Annotated in this window: 21 protein-coding genes; 9 read left to right on the forward strand and 12 right to left on the reverse strand. The window is 61.2% G+C overall.

Annotated features, from left to right (window positions below):
- Positions 1 to 67: 67 nt before the first annotated feature.
- The 3 genes from dnaE to O3303_RS10940 all read left to right on the forward strand — a co-directional run bounded on the left by dnaE (position 68) and on the right by O3303_RS10940 (position 5,072).
- Complete coding sequence (dnaE, locus tag O3303_RS10930) at positions 68 to 3,751, forward strand: DNA polymerase III subunit alpha (RefSeq protein WP_269558453.1); 3,684 nt, start codon at positions 68 to 70, stop codon at positions 3,749 to 3,751.
- Positions 3,752 to 4,013: 262 nt separating this feature from the next.
- On the forward strand, positions 4,014 to 4,502 hold the full coding sequence (locus tag O3303_RS10935) for a hypothetical protein (RefSeq protein WP_269558454.1): 489 nt from the start codon (positions 4,014 to 4,016) through the stop codon (positions 4,500 to 4,502).
- Positions 4,503 to 4,556: 54 nt separating this feature from the next.
- The gene (locus O3303_RS10940; protein ID WP_269558455.1) at positions 4,557 to 5,072 is read left to right on the forward strand and encodes a GbsR/MarR family transcriptional regulator; all 516 of its coding nucleotides are present in this window, start codon (positions 4,557 to 4,559) and stop codon (positions 5,070 to 5,072) included.
- A 120-nt stretch (positions 5,073 to 5,192) separates the two neighbouring features.
- On the opposite strand, the gene O3303_RS10945 is transcribed toward O3303_RS10940, so the two are convergent.
- Together O3303_RS10945 and O3303_RS21960 are read right to left on the reverse strand one after the other, a co-directional pair.
- On the reverse strand, positions 5,193 to 5,654 hold the full coding sequence (locus tag O3303_RS10945; protein ID WP_269558456.1) for a transposase: 462 nt from the start codon (positions 5,652 to 5,654) through the stop codon (positions 5,193 to 5,195).
- Positions 5,651 to 5,968, reverse strand: coding sequence for a transposase (locus tag O3303_RS21960; RefSeq protein ID WP_350356579.1), 318 nt, complete (start codon positions 5,966 to 5,968; stop codon positions 5,651 to 5,653). Before O3303_RS21960 ends, O3303_RS10945 begins: the two co-directional genes overlap by 4 nt.
- Before the next feature lie 52 nt (positions 5,969 to 6,020).
- Between O3303_RS21960 and O3303_RS10950 the strand changes: the two genes are divergently transcribed.
- The 3 genes from O3303_RS10950 to trxA all read left to right on the forward strand — a co-directional run bounded on the left by O3303_RS10950 (position 6,021) and on the right by trxA (position 7,926).
- Positions 6,021 to 6,941 (forward strand): TIGR01777 family oxidoreductase, encoded by a 921-nt coding sequence (locus O3303_RS10950; protein WP_269558457.1) that lies wholly within the window; start codon positions 6,021 to 6,023, stop codon positions 6,939 to 6,941.
- Positions 6,942 to 7,011: 70 nt separating this feature from the next.
- Complete coding sequence (locus O3303_RS10955; RefSeq protein WP_269558458.1) at positions 7,012 to 7,401, forward strand: hypothetical protein; 390 nt, start codon at positions 7,012 to 7,014, stop codon at positions 7,399 to 7,401.
- 195 nt (positions 7,402 to 7,596) lie between these two features.
- Positions 7,597 to 7,926 (forward strand): thioredoxin, encoded by a 330-nt coding sequence (gene trxA / locus O3303_RS10960; RefSeq protein ID WP_044016382.1) that lies wholly within the window; start codon positions 7,597 to 7,599, stop codon positions 7,924 to 7,926.
- A 93-nt stretch (positions 7,927 to 8,019) separates the two neighbouring features.
- On the opposite strand, the gene O3303_RS10965 is transcribed toward trxA, so the two are convergent.
- The gene (locus tag O3303_RS10965; protein WP_269558459.1) at positions 8,020 to 8,334 is read right to left on the reverse strand and encodes a hypothetical protein; all 315 of its coding nucleotides are present in this window, start codon (positions 8,332 to 8,334) and stop codon (positions 8,020 to 8,022) included.
- 72 nt (positions 8,335 to 8,406) lie between these two features.
- On the reverse strand, positions 8,407 to 9,372 hold the full coding sequence (locus O3303_RS10970) for an energy transducer TonB (protein WP_269558460.1): 966 nt from the start codon (positions 9,370 to 9,372) through the stop codon (positions 8,407 to 8,409).
- 152 nt (positions 9,373 to 9,524) lie between these two features.
- Here O3303_RS10970 and O3303_RS10975 point away from each other — a divergent pair, with 152 nt between their 5' ends.
- Complete coding sequence (locus O3303_RS10975) at positions 9,525 to 9,848, forward strand: hypothetical protein (protein ID WP_269558461.1); 324 nt, start codon at positions 9,525 to 9,527, stop codon at positions 9,846 to 9,848.
- A gap of 75 nt (positions 9,849 to 9,923) precedes the next feature.
- On the opposite strand, the gene O3303_RS10980 is transcribed toward O3303_RS10975, so the two are convergent.
- From O3303_RS10980 to O3303_RS10990, 3 genes are all read right to left on the reverse strand, one after another.
- Positions 9,924 to 10,388 carry an Lrp/AsnC ligand binding domain-containing protein gene (locus tag O3303_RS10980; protein WP_044016376.1) on the reverse strand — a complete coding sequence of 155 codons (465 nt, stop codon included), beginning with the start codon at positions 10,386 to 10,388 and terminating at the stop codon, positions 9,924 to 9,926.
- 546 nt (positions 10,389 to 10,934) lie between these two features.
- The gene (locus O3303_RS10985) at positions 10,935 to 12,089 is read right to left on the reverse strand and encodes an isoaspartyl peptidase/L-asparaginase family protein (protein WP_269558462.1); all 1,155 of its coding nucleotides are present in this window, start codon (positions 12,087 to 12,089) and stop codon (positions 10,935 to 10,937) included.
- Between the two features lie 125 nt (positions 12,090 to 12,214).
- Positions 12,215 to 14,416, reverse strand: coding sequence for a protein-disulfide reductase DsbD family protein (locus O3303_RS10990; protein ID WP_269558463.1), 2,202 nt, complete (start codon positions 14,414 to 14,416; stop codon positions 12,215 to 12,217).
- 236 nt (positions 14,417 to 14,652) lie between these two features.
- Between O3303_RS10990 and O3303_RS10995 the strand changes: the two genes are divergently transcribed.
- A complete protein-coding gene (locus O3303_RS10995) occupies positions 14,653 to 15,951 on the forward strand; it encodes a hemolysin family protein (RefSeq protein ID WP_269558464.1) in 1,299 nt (432 codons plus the stop codon).
- A 100-nt stretch (positions 15,952 to 16,051) separates the two neighbouring features.
- Here the strand turns inward: O3303_RS10995 and O3303_RS11000 are convergent, their stop codons facing one another.
- The 5 genes from O3303_RS11000 to O3303_RS11020 all read right to left on the reverse strand — a co-directional run bounded on the left by O3303_RS11000 (position 16,052) and on the right by O3303_RS11020 (position 20,392).
- Complete coding sequence (locus tag O3303_RS11000) at positions 16,052 to 16,576, reverse strand: gamma carbonic anhydrase family protein (RefSeq protein WP_269558465.1); 525 nt, start codon at positions 16,574 to 16,576, stop codon at positions 16,052 to 16,054.
- A 117-nt stretch (positions 16,577 to 16,693) separates the two neighbouring features.
- Positions 16,694 to 17,674 carry a radical SAM protein gene (locus tag O3303_RS11005; RefSeq protein WP_269558466.1) on the reverse strand — a complete coding sequence of 327 codons (981 nt, stop codon included), beginning with the start codon at positions 17,672 to 17,674 and terminating at the stop codon, positions 16,694 to 16,696.
- A 108-nt stretch (positions 17,675 to 17,782) separates the two neighbouring features.
- Complete coding sequence (locus O3303_RS11010) at positions 17,783 to 18,550, reverse strand: endonuclease III domain-containing protein (RefSeq protein ID WP_269558467.1); 768 nt, start codon at positions 18,548 to 18,550, stop codon at positions 17,783 to 17,785.
- 158 nt (positions 18,551 to 18,708) lie between these two features.
- Positions 18,709 to 19,422: a YiaD family glycine zipper/OmpA-like lipoprotein gene (locus tag O3303_RS11015; protein WP_269558468.1), complete on the reverse strand. Its 714-nt coding sequence runs from the start codon at positions 19,420 to 19,422 to the stop codon at positions 18,709 to 18,711.
- A gap of 664 nt (positions 19,423 to 20,086) precedes the next feature.
- Entirely contained in the window at positions 20,087 to 20,392 is a 306-nt protein-coding gene (locus O3303_RS11020) for a YtxH domain-containing protein (protein WP_269558469.1), read from the reverse strand.
- Between the two features lie 266 nt (positions 20,393 to 20,658).
- Here O3303_RS11020 and O3303_RS11025 point away from each other — a divergent pair, with 266 nt between their 5' ends.
- A complete protein-coding gene (locus O3303_RS11025) occupies positions 20,659 to 21,576 on the forward strand; it encodes a bestrophin family protein (RefSeq protein WP_269558470.1) in 918 nt (305 codons plus the stop codon).
- Positions 21,577 to 21,586: the final 10 nt, after the last annotated feature.

The following is a 21,586-nucleotide window of genomic DNA, read 5'->3' on the forward strand; positions in this document are numbered from 1 at the left end:
GCGAAGCAGGAATGTTGCCGATCAGCACATTCTTACTTCTCAATTCCTAATTCTTAATTCCGCCGCCATGCCCGTTTTCTCGCACCTCCACTCGCACACCCAATATTCGCTTCTCGACGGTCAGGCCAGCATTTCGGCCCTGATGAAGAAGGCCCAGGCCGACGGCATGCCGGCCGTGGCCCTCACCGACCACGGCAACATGTTTGGGGCGTTCAACTTCGTGGCCGAGGCCAACAAGTACAACGTGAAGCCGATTGTGGGCTGCGAGTTCTACATGGTGGAAGACCGCCACAAAAAGGCCTTCAGCCGCGAGAAAGGCGAGCGGGACAAGCGCTACCACCAGCTGCTGCTAGCCAAGGACCAGGACGGCTACCACAACCTGAGCAAGCTCTGCTCGATGAGCTTCATCGAGGGCGTGTACAGCAAATTCCCGCGCATTGACAAGGAGCTGCTGCTCAAGTACCACAAGGGCCTGATTGCCACTTCCTGCTGCATCGGGGCCGAGATTCCGCAGGCCATCCTGTTTCAGAGCGAGGCCAAGGCCGAGGAGCTGCTCAAGTGGTGGCTCGACGTGTTCGAGGACGACTACTACATCGAGATTCAGCGCCACGGGCTGATGAACTTCGACGGCACCGGCAAAAGCCAGGAAGACGTGAACCAGGTGCTGCTGGGTTTGGCGAAGAAGTACAACGTGAAGGTTATCTGCACCAACGACTCGCACTACGTGGAGCAGACTGACTTCGCGCCCCACGATATTCTGCTGTGCGTGAACACCGGCGAGGAGCACAGCATCCCGGTCGGCGACTTCCAGACGCAGTATTTTCGCCTGATTTCCCAGGACAACAAAGTTCACTACGACCACCTCGACAACCTGCGCCCCCTCGCCGGCCAGGATGCTCACATCCGCCGCCAGCTCCAGCGCATCGACGAGGAAGCGCAGTCGCCCAAGCCCCGGGCCCGCTTCGGCTTCGCCAACGACCAGTTCTACTTTAAGAACCAGGCCGAGATGAACGCGCTGTTCGCCGACGTGCCCGAGAGCGTGGACAACACCAACGAAATCGTGGACAAAATCACGCCGCCCAAGCTGCAGCGCGACATTCTGCTCCCCAACTTCCCCCTGCCCCCCGAGCACCCGACGGCCGACGCCTTTTTGCGCCACCTCACCTACAAGGGAGCTTTCGAAGGCCCGAAGCGCCGCTACTCCGACCGCACCCCCGAAATCGAGGAGCGCCTCGACTACGAGCTGCGCGTGATTGAGACGATGGGCTTTGCCGGCTACTTCCTCATCACCCAGGACTTCATCAACCACGGCCGCAACAATGGCGTAGCCATCGGGCCGGGCCGGGGCTCGGCGGCGGGCTCGGCGGTGGCCTACTGCGTGGGCATCACCAACATCGACCCGATTAAGTACTCCCTGCTGTTCGAGCGGTTCCTGAACCCGGAGCGCGTGTCCATGCCCGATATCGACATCGACTTCGACGACGTGAACCGCCAGCGCGTCATCGACTATGTGGTGGACAAGTACGGCAAAACCCAGGTGGCCCAGATCATCACCTTCGGCACGATGGCCGCCAAATCGTCCATTAAAGACGTGTCGCGGGCCATGGAGCTGCCGTTGCAGCTTGCAAACGACCTGGTGAAGATGGTGCCCGAGCAAGTTGGGACAACCTTAGCCAAGGCCTTCGCCGAAAACCCCGAACTGGATTACATCCTCCGCGACGACGCCCCCGACAACCTGCGCGGCCAGATTCTGCGCCTGGCCCACAAGCTGGAAGGCTCGGTGCGCAATACCGGCATCCACGCCGCCGGCGTCATCATCGCCCCCGACGACATCACCAAGTACATTCCCGTTTCCACCTCCAAGGATTCGGACCTGCTGATTACGCAGTTCGATGGCAAGGTGATTGAGAGTGCCGGGATGCTGAAGATGGACTTTCTGGGCCTGAAAACCCTGACCATCATCGTCGATGCCATCAACCTGATTGAGCGCAACCACGGCGTCAAAATCGACATCGACGAAATCCCGATTGACGACCAGAAGACCTACGAGCTCTACCAGCGCGGCGACACCATCGGCACGTTCCAGTTCGAGAGCGAGGGCATGCGCATGTACCTCAAAGACCTCAAGCCCACCAACATCGAGGACCTGATTGCCATGAACGCCCTGTACCGGCCCGGCCCGATGCAGTTCATCCCGAACTTCATCAACCGCAAGCACGGCCGCGAGGAGGTGGATTACCCCCACGAGCTGCTGGAGCCCATCCTGAACTACTCCCAGGGCATCATGGTGTACCAGGAGCAGATCATGCAGACGGCCCAGATTCTGGCCGGCTATTCCCTGGGCGGCGCCGATTTGCTGCGCCGGGCCATGGGGAAAAAGGACATGAAGAAGATGGCCCTGGAGCGGGAGAAGTTCTGCGAGGGCGCCGAGAAGCTGCACGGCATCAAGGCCAAGAAGGCCAACGAGGTGTTCGACGTGATGGAGAAATTTGCAGCCTACGGCTTCAACCGCTCCCACTCCGCCGCCTACTCGGTAGTGGCCTACCAGACCGGCTACCTCAAGGCCCACTACCCCGCCGAGTACATGGCCGCCGTACTCACCAACAACATGGGCGACATCAAGAAGGTGACGTTTTTCATTGAGGAAGCCCGCAAGCAGGGCGTGGCCGTGCTCGGTCCCGATGTCAACGAATCCATCCTGAAGTTCAACGTAAACGCCCAGGGTCAGATCCGCTTCGGCATGGCCGCCATGAAGGGTTCGGGCGAGGCAGCCGTGGAGGAAATCGTGAAGGAGCGGGAGAAAGGCGGCCACTACGCCGACATCTTTGACTTTGCGCGCCGCATAAACCTGCGGGCCGTGAACAAGAAAACCTTCGAGAGCATGGCCCAGGCCGGCGCCTTCGACTCGTTTGACCGCTACCACCGCCGTCAGTTCCTGGAAGCCCCCACCGGCGACCAGAACCTCATCGAGAAGGCCATGAAGGTGGGCCAGCAGCACCAAGCCGCCAAGGAATCGGCCCAGCAGAGCCTTTTTGGCGGCGGGGGCGGCGAAATGGCCATCCCGATGCCCAAAATCCAGGACCTGGAGCCCTGGAGCCCCACCGAGAAGCTGCGCCGCGAAAAGGAAATCGTGGGTTTCTACCTCTCCGGCCACCCGCTGGACGACTTCAAGCTCGAAATCGACTCCTACTGCACCTGCGGGCTCGACAAGATTGAGACCTACAAAAACCGCGACGTGACCGTGGCCGGCCTGATTTCCAACGTGCTGTTCAAAACTACCAAGACCGGCCAGCCCTTCGTGAGCTTCAACGTGGAAGACTACGAGAGCAGCCTCAACCTGGCTTTGTTCCGCGACGACTACTCCAAGTTCTCGGCCCTCATCAACCCCCGCAACTACGATAAGGAGCAGGTGCCGCCCATGTTCATCCGCGGCAAATACGCCCAGCGCTTCCGCGACTCCGACCAGTTCGAGTTCAAGATCATGACCATGGAGCCGCTGTTCAACGTGGCCGAGAAGCTCGCCAACGGCGTGCGCGTGCAACTGGATTTGCGCACCATCACGGAGCCCTTCATGGACCGCTTCATGGAAGCCGTGGAAAGCGCCACCGGCTCCAAAAAGCTCGAAATCAAGTTCGCCGAACCCCACGAGCACTTGGCCGTGGACACCTACTCCCGCCGCTACCGCATCGAGCCCAAAGAGTTCATCCGCAAAATGCGCGAAATGGAAATCGACGCCTGTCAGCTGATTTAGGGCAGTTCGCGGGTTGCTGTAGTACTGTAGCGCGAACTTTGTAGTTCGCGTCCCCGCGCCGTTCAGATGACTTTGACGGCGCGGGGACGCGAACTACAAAGTTCGCGCTACTGCGTGCTCGGCTACGCAGACCAGGCAGCAGAAAGTCATTCAAAGCACCGCGAGGAATCTCGCGTGCTGATGTTGCCAAAGTAGCATTCCGGCTGATCTTAACAATTTTTCACTGGACATGAAGCCCCAACTTTTTCCCCGAGCCATTACATTGCTTTTTAGCTTGGGTTGGAGCCTGGCCAGTTGCCGCGTAGAGCAGCGGCTGTTACTGCCGCCATCTACCCAGTATCAGGCGGCCGCTGAAACGCCCGTCACCACCGACACCGCTTGGCCGGCCTCATCCACGCTTCCACTTCCGGAGTTCAAGCGCAGTTTGCGCGCCCGCCCCGCCACAGATCTGGTGCTGCGGCCCCTCACCCGCTCCGTGATGCCACGGGCAAAAGCTACCAGTGCCCGCGCCAACTCATCCCGCCGCTACCAGGCGCCGCGGGCTGAGGCGCAGCATCGGCGGCAGCCTGCGGAGGGCGGCGTGGTGTTTGGCGTGTTCCATCTGCTACTGCTGCTGGCTGGGGCCGCTTTATTCGTAGTCTTGGGTCTGATCTTGTTCCCGGTGAGCACAATACTGGGGCTATTTGCCTTCGTGGTGGCCCTTGCAGGTGTAGTTGGTGCGGTGCTGGATATCATCCGGATAGCCCGTTGAAAATAAACTTTCAATTTTTATTGAAAGTTTGAAATACTCCACTACATTTGAACCATGCAACTCGACGAAGCCAAGCGCAGATTCATTGAAGGCTGGGGCACTCTGGGCTCGGCCTGGGGCGTGAGCCGCACAATGGCGCAGGTGCACGCGTTGCTGCTGATATCGGCGGGGGCGCTCAGCACCGAGGACATCATGGAGCAGTTGCAGATTTCGCGGGGCAACGTGAACCTGAACGTGCGTGCCCTCATGGACTGGGGCATCGTGCGCAAGGAGCTGCGGCCCGGCGAGCGGCGCGAGTTTTTCTCGGGCGAGAAGGACATTCACCGGGTAGCCACCCTGATTCTGCAGGAGCGCCGCAAGCGTGAATTGCAGCCTATTATGCGCGTGCTGGGCGAAATCAGCGAGGTAGAGCCCTCCCCCACCGCTACGCCCGAAGAGGTGGCGGCCTTCACCCACATGATTGGCAGCATTCAGGGCTTTGCCGGCTTCGCCGACCGGGCCGCCTCCACGCTCATCAAGGCCGATGAGAACTGGTTTCTGAGCACCTTCATGAAGCTGATGCGGCCGTGACCGTAGGACTTCGATAAACCTTTTTTTGGCTATTATATTTCAATAATTATTGAAAGTTTGATATACACGATTACTTATCTGCCGGCGAAGTTTCTCTCTTCTTCCCTTCTAAGAAGCTGTTTAAGTTAGCTTGGTGAGTCGTCGGATGTTGGCTAAGTATAGCCAGGCGTTGGCGTGCTGGGTTTTTCGTTCGTAGTCTTTGGCCAAACGGCGGTTGGTACCGGCCCAAGCAATGCTGCGTTCCACGACCCAGCGCTTGGCGTGGATAAAAAAGCGGCCTTTATCGGCCACTACGCCCATCGGCACCTGTGCCTGCAGGCCTCGGCCCGCCAAGTGCTGGCGGAAGCGGCGGCCAAAGCCGCCGTCCACGAACACGGTCTGCAGCCGGTCAAGCAACTCGCTGCCCAGCGCCAGTGCGTCCCAGAGGCGGGCGGCGCTGGCCCCATCGTGGCAGTGGGCTGCCACTACGCAGCAGGTAAGCAGATTGCCCAGTGTGTCGACCAGAAAGAAGCGCTTGCGGCCCTTGATGCGTTTGCCCGCGTCGTAGCCCACTTGGCGGGTGCTGGTGGCCGTGTTCTTCACGCTTTGACTGTCGAGGATAGCCGCCGTGGGCTGGGCGTTTTTTTTACCCGCTCGCGGGCTTCAAGCGTCAAACAACCACTCACTCGCTGCCAAGTGCCATCGGCGGTCCACTTGCTGAAATAATAGTACACTGTAGGCCAGGGAGGGAAGTCTGCCGGCACGTCGCGCCACACACAACCGTTTTTGAGCACGTAAAAGATGCCATTCACCACCGCGCGCAGCGGCCACTTACTCGTGCGCTGCACCACGAATAAGGGCGCTAGCTTCGTCCACTGACGCTCTGTCAAGTCTGAACTATACCGCTTCTGCTGCATCAAGCAAAGCTAATCCCGGCTGATTAACTTAAACAGCTTCTAAGCGTGTTTTATGGAACCCCCACTTCTTATTCTGGCCGGCGGCACGGGCTTTCTGGGCCAGCACCTGCGGCACTATTTCACCCGGGCCGGCTACCGGGTCCGGGCGCTCAGCCGCCGCTCCCGCCACCCCGACGACCTTGCCTGGGACGGCCGCACCCTCGGCCCCTGGGCTGCTGCCCTGGAAGGTGCCGCGGTAGTGCTCAACCTGGCCGGCCGCTCCGTTGATTGCCGCTATCACGCCGTCAACCGCTACGCCATCGTGCGCAGCCGCACCGACAGCACCCGGGTGCTGGGCGAAGCCATAGCGGCCTGCCGCAATCCACCGGCCCTGTGGCTGAATTCCTCTACGGCCACTATCTACGAGGACACGGCCGGACCAGCCCCGGCCAATACGGAGGCCAGCGGTCGGGTCGGGCGCGGGTTCTCGGAGATGGTGGCTCAGCAGTGGGAAGCCGAGTTCAACCTGGCCGCTTTGCCCCGTACTCGCCGCGTGGCCCTGCGCACGGCCATTGTGCTGGGTGCCGACGGCGGGGCGCTGCCTACGCTGGCCCGGCTGGCGCGCCGGGGCCTCAGCACGCCGCACGGCCACGGGCAGCAGTGGGTAAGCTGGCTGCACATCGAGGACTTCTGCCGGGCCGTGGAGTTTCTGGTAGCGCATCCGGCGCTGGCGGGCGCCTTCAACCTGTGCGCCCCGGAGCCGCTGCCCAACGCGGCGCTCATGGCCCTGCTCGAGGCCCACTACCGCCCACGCTGGCACCTACTGCAGCCCCGCTGGCTGCTCGAAATCGGCGCTTTCGTGCTCCGCACCGAAACCGAGCTGCTCCTCAAAAGCCGCAAAGTGGTGCCCCAGCGGCTACTGGAAGCCGGCTTCCGGTTCCGCTATTGCAGCTGCGCACAAGCCCTCACCGACCTGCTGTCGCAACTGCCCTAACGGCTCGACCTGTCACCCCATCACCATTCACCTCATCACCTCATTTTTTCACCTTCCAACCCCCAACGTCATGAACTATTATCTGCTGGTTTACGGAGTTTATCTGCCCGTCACGGTGCTGCTCACGGTGTGGGTAGCGCGCACGCTCTTCACCAACGGCCGCACTTTCCTGGTCGATATCTTCCACGGCAACGAGCCCCTGGCCGACTCCGTGAACAAGCTGCTCATCACGGGCTTCTACCTTATCAATATCGGCTACGCCACCCTCACGCTGCGCAGCACCGATGAAATCGGGAGCTACCAGCAGAGCGTGGAGGAGCTCAGCATCAAAATCGGGACGATTATTTTGATTTTGGGCGGCATGCACTTCTTCAATCTGTATGTATTCTACAAGCTCCGCAGCCGCGCCCAGGATTATGGCAACGCCCTGAACTTCGTGGTGAATAAGCCCGAGAAATAGCCCCTGGCGGGGCCGGATGGCGCTTTGCTTTGCGCAGCCGCCGCTGTCCGGCTCCATGCCATGTTCGGCAGCCGATACACACGATTAGCCGAAGTGAACTTTCCCGACGCAGCCTTGTTGAAACGCAATCTGCTACCTTGCGCACCCAAGAATCGTAAGAAGCAATTTTCAACGTCACACAAACCCCCTTCCGTCATGGGACATAAAGCCATCGAAATTACCGATGCTAACTTCGATCAGATCATCAACTCCGATAAGCCCGTGCTGGTGGACTTCTGGGCCGAATGGTGCGGCCCCTGCCGCATGGTAGGCCCGGTAGTGGAAGAGCTGGCCGGCGAATATGAAGGCAAAGTCATTATCGGTAAAGTTGACGTAGATGCCAACCCGCAGACGTCGGCCAAGTTTGGCATCCGCAGCATTCCTACGCTGCTCGTGTTCAAGAACGGCCAGGTAGTTGACAAGCAGGTAGGTGCTGTTCCAAAGCACGTACTGGCCCAGAAACTCGACGCCCAGGTAACTGCCTAAGCGTTCCTGTTTGTCTTTTGGCAAACGCAAAAAGCCCGGATCTGCTCAGCAGGTCCGGGCTTTTTGCGTTCCAGACGCCCAACGTGAGGCGCCTTAACGGCGGGGCCGGGTCTGGGCGTCGTTCTTCTGGCGATATACCACCCGGTCGGCCTGGCGCTCTTCCTTGCGGATACCCTGGCGTTCGTCGGGTGTTACTACGCCATCGGCGCGGGCACCCTGGCGGGCCTGGCGGGCGTCGGCCTGCTGAGCCTGGGCCCGGGCGGCCTCAGCACGGGTCAGTTGCCCCGATTTCACGCCCTGCCGGATGCGGGCTTGGTCGTTGGTGCGCGGACGGGCAGTCTGGGCGAAGGAGGCGGTGGTAGCCAGCAGGCTCAGAGCAGCGCCACAGAGGAAAGCGGAAATTTTCATGGTCAGGAAAGTGAGGGTGAAACGTGCGTACCGCCTTTAGAAAGCCGTGGCGGCAGCAGGTTTAATGCCCGCTCAATACATTTCCTCCGGGCGGGCGGCCCGCGCCTCCGTGGGCGGCACCTGTGGCGGCCGCGAGCCGTTGAACAGCGAGAAGCTCGGCGAGAAGTGAATGGGCACCGTGAAGGTCATAGCGGTGGGCACGTGGTACTCGCGGCCGGGCTGGAACGCGGGCAGGCTGGCCACCACGCGCCGCGCCTCCTGGTCGGTTTCCGGCGACAGGCCCTGCACCACCTGCACCTGCCCCACCCGGCCCTGCTCATCCACGGTGTAGCTCACGTAGACCTTGCCCGTAATGCCTTTGCGCCGCGAATTGCGCGGGTAGTTGGTGGTGCGGGCCACGTAATTGAGCAGCGCCGTTTCGCCGCCTGGAAACCGCGGCAGCTCGCGCTTCTGCAGCTTGCCCACGTACGGCGAGCCATCCTCGTTGAAAAACACTAGCGCTGGCCCTTTGTCGCGGCTGAGCAACTCCAGCGCACTCAGCTGGCCCGTATCGTAGTAGTGGCGCCACTCGCCCACAGCCCGGCCGGCGGCGTAGCTGCCTTTGGAGCGTTTCTGGCCATTGCGGTGCACGCTGATCCAAGTGCCGCTACGCTGGCCGTTGAGGTACTCGCCGCGCTGGCGCACCCGGCCATCCTCGTACCACGCCACATACACGCCCTCGGCCTCATCGGCGCGGTAGTGGACCTGGGCGGCTTTGGCGCCGTTGGGGTGGTACCAGGTCAGCAGACCGGTGCGCACCACCGGGTCGATGGAGCTGAGCGTGCCGCGCAACAGCAGCGTACCCGTCAGCGAGAATTCCCGCATGGCGTAAGTGCCCAGCAGCTCATTTTTGCGTTCGATTACCCGGTAGTGGGTGGCGCTATCCGGCACCGTGGCCTCGTCATGGCTGTTAAGATACACGGCCGGCATACTCTGCCCCTTGGCCGGTCCCGCGCAGGCCAGCAAGCACACACACAACATGGTTAAGCAGGCTTTCATGGCAGCAAGAGTAACTAGGTGAGTTCAGGAAATATACTATCCAGCAATCTGTTAGCCAAGTACTTCACGAATTGTTCACAAAAATATTCATACATTCCTATCAGGCGCCACGGATGGTCCGGGGGCTTACTTTTCCATCTTATTTTCTTCCTATGTTCCGGTTCCTTTCCTACCTGCTGCTGCTGGGTCTGCTGACCCCGGCGGCCTTTGCCCAGGCCCCTGCCACCCGCACGCAAAAGGCCACGCCAGCCACCTCCGCCCGCCCGGCTACGCCTGCTACCCGCAGCACCACCACCCAGGCCAGCACAGCAACCACCGCCCGCACCAAAACCGATGGCTCGCCGGATATGCGGTACAAGGAAAATAAGATGGCCAAAACCACCACCGTGGCGGGCCCCACCCGCAAAGACGGCACGGCCGATATGCGCTACAAAGCCAACAAAACCACTACCACTAAAACCACCGGCCGGCCCTGAAGCCGCCCAGCCAGCCAGCACGCAAAAAAGCCGTACTCTGGTGCAGAATACGGCTTTTTGCGTGCTGGCGAAGTATTACAGCAGCTGAATGGGACGGTTGAGCGACTCTTCCAGTGAAATCAGCGTTTCGGTGCGTTCGATGCCTTCGATGAGCTGCATCTGCCCGTGTAGCACTTCGCGTAGGTGCTGCGTGTCGCGGCACCGGATGCGGGCGAAGATGCCATACGCGCCGGTGGTGAAATGAATGCTGACCACTTCCGGAATTTCGCGTAGCTGGGCTGCCACGCTGGCATATACTGAGCTTTTCAGGAGGTAGATACCCAGAAAGGCATCCACACCATAACCCAGTTTCTGGTAGTCAATCTCCAGAGTGGCGCCTTTCACAATGCCCAACTCCTCCAGCCGGGCCATGCGCACGTGTACCGTACCACCAGAAACATGCACCTTTCGGGCAATTTCGGTATAGGGCATCTTCGCATCATGGATCAGCAAATCCAGAATCTTGCGGTCGGTGTCGTCAAGTTCGTAATTCTTAGCCATTTTGAAGGTGTTTGATTATCTATATTTAAATTGCAAACGGTGATTTTCAGAAATATTGTAAATTTTTTGTCAAAACGCTACAAAAATTTTACAATTCAAGGCAAACATCTACATTTGTCATAATCCTACGCAAACGGCGTGAGACGACCATTGTAGAATGATGAAACTGGCAGACATACCCTCCTCTCTCGGGGGTGGTGATTCGGGAAAAACTGGTCCGGCGGCCGGCTAACCACACCGTGGAGGTTCGAATCCTTCTTCTACAGCCAACTGGGTGGATTATGTGAGGAGGAAAAAATGGAACGTATCTGGGTGGGTGCGTTCCTTTCCAAGAGGCGGCATCTGGGTGGGTGCCGCCTTTTTTTGTCCTGTCTCCTCACTACAATTCCATTTCCGGAAGCTTTTCACCCACACTGGTTCAAATCGGGTGCAAAGAACGTAAAATAAGCGCGGCCAGACCACGAAGCTGCCAAACAAAAGCCCGATTTGTGTTATAACTCACAAATCGGGCCTTTTATTTATTGCGGGCTTTCGGCACAAGGTTGGCTACTTGTAAATCTGGATCTGGCTTTTGCCGTCAGCCTTGATAAACCCACGGTACATGCCCTCGGAATTGAACGGCATGGCCAGATTGCCTTGGCGGTCCAGCGCAATCAGACCGCCGTCGCCGCCGAGCTTGGCTACTTTATCGATGGTGGCCTGGGCGGCCTGGGCCACGGGCTGCTGCCCGAATTCCACGCGGGCGGCCACATCCCGGGCCACCGTCGCCCGGATGAAGTATTCGCCCCAACCGGTGCACGATACGGCGCACGACTGGTTATCGGCGTAGGTGCCGCAGCCGATGATGGGCGCATCGCCGACGCGGCCGTAGCGCTTGTTGGTCATGCCGCCGGTGCTGGTGGCCGCGGCCAGGTTGCCGTATTGGTCGAGGGCCACGGCGCCTACGGTGCCATATTTTTTGCCTTCGGTGAAAATCAGGCTGGCATCTTGGGCAGGATCCGTGACGGCGCTGGTGGGCTTACCGGCTTTGGTTTTCATCTTCACTTTGGCCGGCGCCGCGGCCGGCGCTGCCTTGGTGGGTGCGTTGAGCTGGTCGGGAGTGCCGGCGGCGCGGTCTTCGGCCAGCGCCTTCTGCAGCTGGTCGTAGCGGGCCTGGGTGAAGAAGTAAGACGGATCGACAATCGCCAGGCCCTTCTCGCGGGCGAACTGTTCGGCGCCCGGCCCGGTCATCATCACGTGCTCCGACTTCTCCATTACGGCCCGGGCCGCCGTGATGGGGTTGCGCAGCACCGTGACGCCCGCCACGGCACCGGCCGCCAGGTTCTGGCCGTTCATGACGGCGGCGTCCATCTCATTGCGGCCTTCGTGGGTGAAAACGGCGCCTTTGCCGGCATTGAACAACGGCGAGTCTTCCATCACGCGCACGGAGGCCTCCACAGCATCCATTGAGGTGCCGCCGCGCTTGAGCACGGCGTAGCCCGCCTGCAGGGCCTGGTCGAGGGCGGCGTTGTAGGCCTGCTCCTTCTCCGACGTCATATTGGCGCGGGTGATGGTGCCAGCGCCGCCATGAATCACGAGCGTGATGCGCGAAGGATCGGGGGCGAGGGCCGCAATCGGGGCGGCAGATTGGGCCCGTGCCGCCAGCGGCAGGATCAGGGGCGCGGCCAGCAACAGGGCCAGCAGGTGAGTACGAAGCGACATAGCAACAGGGAAGTTGGAGGGGACGATAAAACCGAAAAGCGGCGGTAAGATAAAGCCCCGCCCCGGACTCTCGTCGGGGCGGGGCTTATCGGTGGCGGGGGGGCAGGCCTAAACCGGGCAGGCCGCTACGGATTCTGCTGGCGGTAGCGGGCCAGGCCGGCATCCAGAAACTTCACGAAGGCCTCGGCGCTGGGCTCGTAGGCCACCGGGGCGGCCAGAGTGTGGGCTAGGTCGGCGGGCGCGGTGGGGTCGAGGAGGACGTAGAAGGGCTGGGCGTTTACGTTGAAGCCAGACAGCTGCAGGTCGGCGTTTTTCTTACCCAGCGTGGTTTTCTGCTTGTTGTCGTAGGTGGAGGTGTACCACTCGCTTTGGGGCAGCTCGGCCTTGTCGTCCACGTAGAGGGCCACCACCACAAAATCGTCGCGCAGGCGCTGGAGCACCCGCGGGTCGCTCCAGACGGAGGCTTCCATCTTGCGGCAGTTCACGCAGGCATGGCCCGTGAAGTCGATGAACAGCGGCTTGTTCAGGGCCTTGGCGCAGCGCTGGGCCTGGGCCAAGTCGAAGTAGCCGCGCAGGCCGTGGGGCAGCTCCAGGAAGTCTTCGTAGCGCGGGGCTTCGCAGGCGGCGTTGAGGGGCGTGGCCGAGGTGGCAGCGGCAGTGCCGCCAGAGGCTATGGAGAAGTCGTTGCGGCTCTGCGGGGGCAGGTAGCCGGCCAGCAGCGGCAGCGGCGCCCCAAACAGGCCCGGCACCAGATATGTCATAAAGCCAAAGGCCAGCACCGCCATCAGCAGGCGCCCCACGCTCAGGTGCGAGAGGTCGGAGTCGTGGGAGAGTTTGAAGCGGCCCAGCAGATACAGGCCCAGCAGGCCGGAGAGCGTAATCCAGAGTACCAGATACAGGTCGCGGGGGAGTAGGTTCCAGTGGTAGGCCAGGTCGGCCATGCTCAGGAACTTGAGGGCCAGCATCAGCTCCACGAAGCCCAGCACCACCTTCACGGTGTTCAGCCAGCCGCCGGAGCTGGGCAGGCTTTTCAGCCACGCCGGGAACAGCGCAAACAACATAAATGGCAGCGCAAAGGCCAGCGAGAAGCCAAACATGCCCACTACCGGCTGGATGCCGCCGCCGTGGGCGGCCATGGCCAGGATAGTACCCACGATGGGTCCGGTGCAGCTAAACGACACCACGACCAGCGTCAGGGCCATGAAGAACACCCCGGCCCAGCCGCCTTTGTCGGCCTGCTCATCAATCTTATTGACCATGCCGTTGGGCAGGGTGATTTCAAACAAGCCCAGGAAGGAAAGGCCGAAGACCACGAACACGGCAAAGAAAATCAGGTTGGGCAGCCAGTGCGTGCTGATCAGGTTCAGGCCGTCGGCCCCCAGCAGCACGGTGGTCAGCAGCCCCAGCACCACGTAGATGAAGATGATGCTGAAGCCGTAGAACAGCGCCTTCAGGATGCCCTGGCGCCGGTTGGCCGAGCCTTTGGTGAAGATGGAAACTGTCATGGGGATGAGCGGGAACACGCACGGCGTGAGCAGCCCGCTCAGCCCCGACAGAAACGCCACAATAGCCAGTGAAAGCAGCCCCGAATCGGCCGGAATGGCGGCATTGGCAGCGGGCGTAGCGGCGGCGGCTACGGCCGACGCGCTGGCGGCGGCCGTAGCGGTGTCAGAGGTGGCAGGCGTGGCGGCGGCGTCTGTTACTACAACCGCGGTATCGGCAGAAGTCACAGGAGCCTCGGCAGCAGCTGCCTCGCCGGCGGCTGGCGTGGTTGCTGCCGCCGTGGTGGTGGCTGCCGTAGTGGCCGCCGCAGGCGTAGCAGGTGTGGCGGCAATGGCCGCGCCCGTGACGGGCAGCGGGCCGAAGCTCAGGGTTTCCTCGCCCGGAATGCAGCGGCCATCAATGTCGGTGCAGGTCTGGTACTCCACGTTGGCCTGCACCGTGAGGGCGCCGGGCTGCAGCAGCCGGATGCGCTGGCGCATCTGGCCCGTTTTCTCGAAGTAGGTGATGTCGCCTTTGAAAACGTCGTCGTACTTCTTTTTAGAGCTGATAGATTTTGGCTTGCCCACCAGCTCGTAGGCGGGGCTTTTGGTGAAGCTGAACGTGAACACCGTGGGTCCCAGGTCGGGGTCGAAATCGGTGGCGTAGAGGTGCCACTTGTCGTCGATGCGGGCATTGACGATGAGTTCTACCTCCTCCCCTACTTTGGCCGTGGGCTGGCTCAGGGCCACGCTTAGCTTGGTAGGCGTCAGGATTTGTGCAGTAGCGCCGCCGGCCATGCTCAGCACGAGCAGCAACGGCAGCAGAAAATAATTTCGAAAGAACATCAGCGGAATGAAAAACAACGGAAATGCAGACCGGCAAAGGTCGGTAGAAACCCTAACAGCCGGGCGAGTTTATGGGTTTTTTAGCGTGCAAGTGTCAATGAATCCAGACAAAGCCTACCCGCGAGCCAACTGCTTGCCGGGAATCCCGTACTTTTGTGATACCAAAGGAGCTGGGCCGCGTGAGCCCGACCCCTGGATCTATGATCTTAAACATACTCCTTACCGTTCTGCTCGTATTGCTGAACGGATTTTTTGTGGCGGCAGAATTCGCTTTCGTTAAAGTTCGCCCCTCTCAGATAGACATCAAGGCGCAGAGCGGCAACCGGCTGGCCAAGCTCGTGCAGAGCATGCTCCACGACCTCAACTACTACCTCTCGGCTACGCAGCTGGGCATTACGGTGGCGTCGCTGGCGCTGGGTTGGGTAGGCGAAAGTGTGGTAGCCGCCGTGGTAGTTGCCATCATCGACCAGTTGGGCCTGACGCTCACGCCCACGCTGATCCACCAGATTGCCATTGCCACGTCGTTTACGCTCATCACCATCATGCACATCGTGCTGGGCGAGCAGGCGCCGAAGGTGCTGGCTATCCAAAAGCCCGAAACCACGTCCATGGCCATTGCCATTCCGTTGCGGGCGTTTGCCTTCATGACGTTCCCGCTGATCTGGGTGCTCGACCGGCTGTCGAATCTGGTGGCGGGTTTGTTTGGCGGCAATGCCACCCACGGCTCGGAAGTGCACACCTCAGAAGAGCTGCGTTTGCTGCTCGACCAGAGCAAGCAGAGCGGGGAAATCCAGGAATCGGAGCATGAGCTGCTGGAAAACGTGTTCGAGTTCAACGACCGGATGGTGAAGCAGATCATGGTGCCCCGCACCAAGCTGGCCGCCATCGACGTGAACACGCCCCAGGATGGCATCCTGGAAATGGTCTACAACGAGGGCTACTCGCGCATTCCGGTGTTCGAAGGCAATATAGACAACATCGTAGGGGTGCTTTACGTGAAGGACCTGCTGCAAATCATCCGCCGCAACGAGGCCCTGGAGCTGCCCAAGATCATGCGGCCGGCCTACTTCGTGCCCGAAACCAAGAAAATTAACCGCCTGCTGCGCCAGTTCCAGCGCAAGCACATGCACATGGCCATCGTGTCAGACGAGTTCGGCGGCGTGTCGGGCATCGTGACCATTGAGGACATCATGGAGGAGCTGGTGGGCGAAATCCAGGACGAATACGACAACGAGGTGCCGGTTGTGGAGCGCGTATCGGCGGTGGAATTCCGCGTGAACACCTCCACGTCCATTTCCGACGCCAACGAGTACCTGCCCTTCCCGCTGCCCGAAGGCGAAGACTACGAAACGGTAGGCGGCCTGCTGAACGTCATCTACGGCAACATTCCGGAAGTAGGCGACGTGGCCGTGCTCGACAACTACGAGTTCCGGGTGCTGAAACGCTCCCGCCGCTCCGTGGAGCTGGTGCAATTGCGCGTAAACACCGAAGCTGAGCGCGAAGAACAGGAAGACGAAGGGCTGCAGGCGCTGTAGGCGGCGTCCGGCATCTGCTTGAAGTAACAATTGAAAAAGGGCCTTCCGCTACCAACGGAAGGCCCTTTTGAGTTCAGAAACGGCTTACTCTGTGGCCGGCTCAGGAATTTTCCTGCTGAAACCAGCTGGCGTACAGCACATAGTTGTCGGCGGTGCGGAGCATGTTGGCGCGCTGCTCCTCGGTTACGGGCTTGATGCGGCGGGCGGGCACGCCGGCGTAGAGGTAGCCCGGCTCGCACTGTGTGTTTTCCAGCACTACGGCCCCGGCGGCCACAATGCAGCCCGCGCCTACCACGGCGTGGTCCATCACAATGGCGCCCATGCCAATCAGCACGTCGTCCTCCACGGTGCAGCCGTGCACGATGGCCTTGTGCCCGATGCTCACGCGCGCCCCGATGGTGGTAGCGGCTTTCTGGTAGGTGCAGTGCAGCACGGCGCCGTCCTGCACGTTGGTTTTATCGCCGATGTGGATAGCGTTGACGTCGCCGCGGATAACGGCGTTGAACCACACCGTGCATTGCGCGCCGAGCGTCACGTCGCCGACGATAGTGGCATTTTCGGCCACGTAGCAGTCGGCCGGAATTTGCGGGTGTTTGCCCTGGACGGGCAGAATGAGGGCAGGCATAATGGTAGCTCATGTATCACCAGGCTCCAGCCTGGTGAATCGTTGAACGATGTCGTTGAGGCGGCGTGGCAGTCAGCAACGACATCGTTCAACGACGCACCAAGCTGGAGCTTGGTGTTACTGTAGCATCCGCTTCCAGGTGCCTTTGGTCCAGTTGTATTTCAGAGTGCTGGGCAGCGCCTGCCAGAAATACTTGCTGGTTTCAACGGCAAAGCTGGGCTGCATGTAGCAGTTGATGGTGCAGCCCTCGCACTGCGGCAGGCGGCCTTCCAGCGCCACCAAGCGGCCCACTTCAGGTGATTGGTAGAGGTCGTGGAGCTGGCCGTTGATGGGAAATTTCTGCTCGCCGAGGTGGTAGCAGGGCAGCACCAGCTCATTGGAGGGCGAAATAACCAGCGTGGTGCTGGCCGCCCGGCACACGGGCGCGGCCACGTGGTTGCCGCCGTCGCGCCGGAGCGCAATAAAGGCTTCGTTGAGGTACACGCCCTTGCGCCGGCCAAAGGCCGACAGGTAGTCCAGCTCGGCCGGCGTCAGCTGCCCACCGGTTTCCACGGTGTTGTACTCGAAGGCCGGGTTCAGAATCAGCACTAGGCCGTTGGGCTGGGCAATGTCGCGGTACACAGCTTCCAGCTCGTGCAGGTTTTCGCGGAACACCGTAAACAGGATATCGGGCCGCTCGCCCAGCTCGCGGGCTACGCGGATGCTTTCCAGCACGAAGTCATAGCAGGCCACGCCGCGCCCTTTATCGTGCACTTCCTTCTCCGACGAATCGAGCGAGAAGTGCAGCATGTCCACTTTACCGCGCAGCTTTTCGGCGTATTTGGGGTAGAGCAGGCAGTTGGTGGTGAGCGTGGTGATGAAGCCCATGTCGTGGGCCAGGCCTACAAACTCGTGAATCTGGCGGTGCAGTAGCGGCTCGCCGCCCGTAAAATCCACCACCGACACGCCCAGGCGCTTCAGGTCGCGCAGGTTGCGCTCCACGTCGTCCAGGGTGATGTAGGGCGAGGGTTTCTCCCAGATGTCGCAGAACGAGCAGCGCGCATTGCACCGGTACGTGACGTAGTAATTGCACAGAACCGGATGATTCACTAAGCGCATAGCGTCGTTTTTCGGGGTTGGTAGTTTGTGGGAGGATTGGGTGGGCGGCAGCTGCGGTTGCAAACTTCCTGCAAAGAACGAACAACCAGCTCCGAAAACCGCAAAGCCCTAGTGCGGCAACGCGCCCCAGGCGGTGTCCCAGTGGGCGGGCGTGGCGGCCAGGGCCTCCGGTGTGGCGGGGCCGTGGTGCTCCAGGTAGTAGTTGCAGAAGCCTTTGAGCGGGCAACGGGCGCAGTCGGGCCGGGTAAAGAAGCAGACCTTCTGGCCATGCCAGTAGTTGTGCTTATGGAAGTTGAGCAGCACCAGCGCATCCTTCGGCAGCTGCTCCAGCAGCACCTGGTGGGCTTTGTCGGCGGAGGCTTTGGGCCCGATCATGCCCACGCGCTGCGCAATGCGGTGCACGTGCGTATCCACGGGCAGCACGGGCTTGCCGAAGTTGAACAGCAGCACCAGCGAAGCCGTTTTCAGGCCGATGCCGGGCATATCGTTCAGCCACGCCATGCCTTTCTCCGTGGGCCAGTCGGCCAGGAAGTCCAGCTCAAACGCCCCCCGCTCCGCCCAGATCCGGCGCAGAATCTCCTGGATGCGGGGGGCCTGCGTGTCGGGCCAGCGGGTGGTGCGGATGGCGTGGGCCAGCTCGGCGGTGGGGGCCGCCAGCACCCCGGCCCAGTCGCCGAAGGCGGCCAGCATCCGGTCGTAGGCAAGCTCCTCATCGGCGTGCGTAGTGCGGTGCGAAAGCACCGTGGAAATCAGCTCCCGCATAGGCGCGCGGCGTGGGGTATCCAGCGAGAGTGGCGGGTAAAACTCGTTCAATAGCTGGTGGTCCTGCCAGGTTTTTTCGGCGGCCGGCGAAGCGTAAGTGGCGGAGGTGGGCATGCCTGCTTGTACCGGCCGGCTTAGTCCGGGGTTGCACCCAACGCCTAACTCCCCTGCTTCATGGCCAGCAACTCCGGCGGCCGGACACAAAAAAACGGCAGCTCCTTGCGGAAGCTGCCGTTTTTCAGACTATTGCTTTAGCGGACTATCCAGCCAGCTTAGATGGTGCCTTTCTCGGCAGCCTTCTTCAGCTTCTCGTTGGCGAAGATGGCAATTTCCACGCGGCGGTTGGCAATGCGGCCAGCTTCGGTGGAGTTGTCAGCCACGGGCTGCTTGGAGCCGTAGCCCGACACCGTGAAGCGCGAGGCATCTACGCCCTGCTGCTGCGTGTAATTGGCCACGGCCTGGGCCCGGCGCTGCGACAAAGGGTCGTTGATGGCATCCGAACCGCTGGTGTCGGTGTGGCCTTCCACGATGACGTTGGTGTCGCCGTACTTGATGAGGGTTTTGGCCAAGTCCTGGATGTTAGCCTGGGCAGCCGAGGTCAGGGCCGAGGAGTTTTTGGCGAACAGCAAACCCGAATCGAAGGTGATTTTGATGCCTTCGCCCACACGCTCTACTTTGGCGCCGGCCATTTCCGCTTTCAGCTCGGCAGCCTGCTTGTCCATGCGGCGGCCGATCAGGACGCCACCGGCACCGCCCACGGCAGCGCCAATGATAGCGCCTTTGGCCGTGCCCGACTTACCGCCGATTACGCGGCCCAGTATGGCACCGCCGGCCGCGCCGCCCAGGCCGCCAATGACGCCGCCTTTAGCAGTTTTGCTCCAAGGCTTCTTGGTGGTAGTTGTGCCGGCGTCCTGGGCCTGCACCGTGCTGGTGCCAAACAGCAGCACGGCCATCATCAAAGCGAAAAGTGAACGAAGGTTTTTCATGAGTAAAAAAGAGGTTAAGGGGTTTCGGAGTTGGTGAAGGAAAGAACAAAAAGCGTAGCGGCCATCGAGCAGCCTTCTGGCCGGGCAATTTGCAACCACCTTGCCAAAAACGCGCTATGTCGGTTAAAATTGCTAAAAACTTCGTTTCCAGCAATCAGAAGCACTTTTCATCCACTAGCATTACGGCAAACCCGCTTGAGCACCTGGGCTTTAGCCACCCCCAATTTATGCAGCAGCCACAGCCACACCCGCGCAGGGCGGCTGCCGGCAGCGGAGCGCAGGTACTGCGGCTTTCCGAAACCCGCCGAAACGCCCTCAGCCTTTGAAGGCGGCAGTATAGTGTGCCTGTTTGCGGGAGTTGCGCCCGGTCAGCAGACGCACTTTTTCAGGGTCAGCAGGGGCCGAGCTACCCCAGCCCCCGCAACATGCCACTCCTGATGGCGGCCAAGACGGTGGGGCGGTGCGTCACCCTGTTTCCCACTAGCCACCAGGTATCGGGCCTCGAAGGGGTGCGAAAAACCGGCTACAGCCGCAACGGCCGGCCATCCGGCGCGCCCGCCTCCGGAAGGCCGCACCGGCCTGGGCGGGTCAGCTGCTTTCCGGGAGCGGGCACGCTGGGTGGCCGGCTGTTGCGGCCGTGCGTTGCAGCAGAACCCTGCTGCGGTTAGTAGGGGCGGCGGGGGTCCTGTGTCAGTAGCCCCCACAGCTGTAGGTGGTCGTGGCAGCTGCTTATCAGGTTTTTATAGGCCCGTTCCAGCTTGTGGGCGTGCTGCATGAGGTGATGGTGCACTTCCTGCTCCTGCTCGCTGGCTAACAGCGCGTATTTATGGGCTGACTTCTGCACGTTCTGGCGCAGCGCAGTGCCGGAGCCAGGGGCCAGCAGCACTCCGGCGAGCATTCCGGCCCCGGCGCCTACCAGCGCAGCCAGCAGCACAGGGTGCGGCTGATGGGTTCTTTGTGTGTTTTCCATGATGACAAGGGAAATACCAACGATCCGGCGCAAAGCCTGCAAACCGGCAACAACACAAGGTTACGGCGAAGGCTGGGCCGGCCCTGTGATGAAAATCATGCCGGACACCTGACTTTGCGCATACCGTCTGCCGCCGCCGGACGGGTCCTTTGCATCGTGGCGGGTGCTTCCGGGGCGCCCCCCGGATTCGGCCTTGCCGGTGCCAGCTTCCCCGGCCCACTGCCGGCCGCCTGCCAACTGTCGGCCATTTATTGCTTCTCCCGCCCATGCTGCTCGACACTCACATTCCGGTTCGCTATATCCTGAAGCATATTCAGGCCGATGTGCTGCGGGTGCTGCTCATTTCCATCTTCTTTCACCTGCTGAAGTTGGTGCTGGGGGCCTACCTGCCCCTGATTCCGCTGCAGCTGCCCACCATCCTGGGCAGCCTGATTTCGCTGCTGCTGGCCTTCAAAACCGCCCAGTCGTACGACCGGTGGTGGGAGGCGCGCAAGCTGTGGGGCGGCATCGTCAACGACTCGCGCACGCTCGTGCTGCAGGCGCGCACCTTTCTGCCCGAGGCATACCGGCAGCCGACACCGGCCGGGCTGCCCGCGCCGCTCACGGCCTTGGCCTACCGCCAGATGGCCTGGTGCTACAGCCTGGGCCAAGCCCTGCGCGGCCTGGATCCCGCCGCTGGCCTGCGGGCCTACCTCGCCGCGCCGGAGCTGGCTCAGCTCACGCCGGAGGCCCACAAGCCGCTGGCCCTGCTGGCCCTGCACGCCGCCCAGCTCCGCGACCTGTACCAGGAGGGGGCCCTCAATGCCTACCAGCAGGTGCAGCTCGACTCCACCCTGCTGCGCCTGACCGATGCCATGGGCCAGGCCGAGCGCATCAAAACCACGGTGTTTCCCGTCAGCTACCGCCTGCTGGTGTACTACTTCATCTACCTGTTTCTGATGACCCTGTCGCTGGGGCTTGTGAAGGCCATCGGGCTGTGGGAAATTCCGGTGCTGCTGGTCACGGCGTCCTCGTTTTTTCTGCTGGAACGCACCGCACGCTACTTGCAGGACCCGTTCAGCAACAAGCCCACCGATACGCCGGTCACGGCCATTGCCCGCACCATCGAAAGCAACCTGCGGCAACTGCTGCATGAGCCCGCCCTGCCCGTGCCGCCGCCCCCCACGACCTTTTACCTGATGTAATAAAGCTTCC

This window comes from Hymenobacter canadensis, from assembly GCF_027359925.1.
GTDB lineage: Bacteria > Bacteroidota > Bacteroidia > Cytophagales > Hymenobacteraceae > Hymenobacter > Hymenobacter canadensis.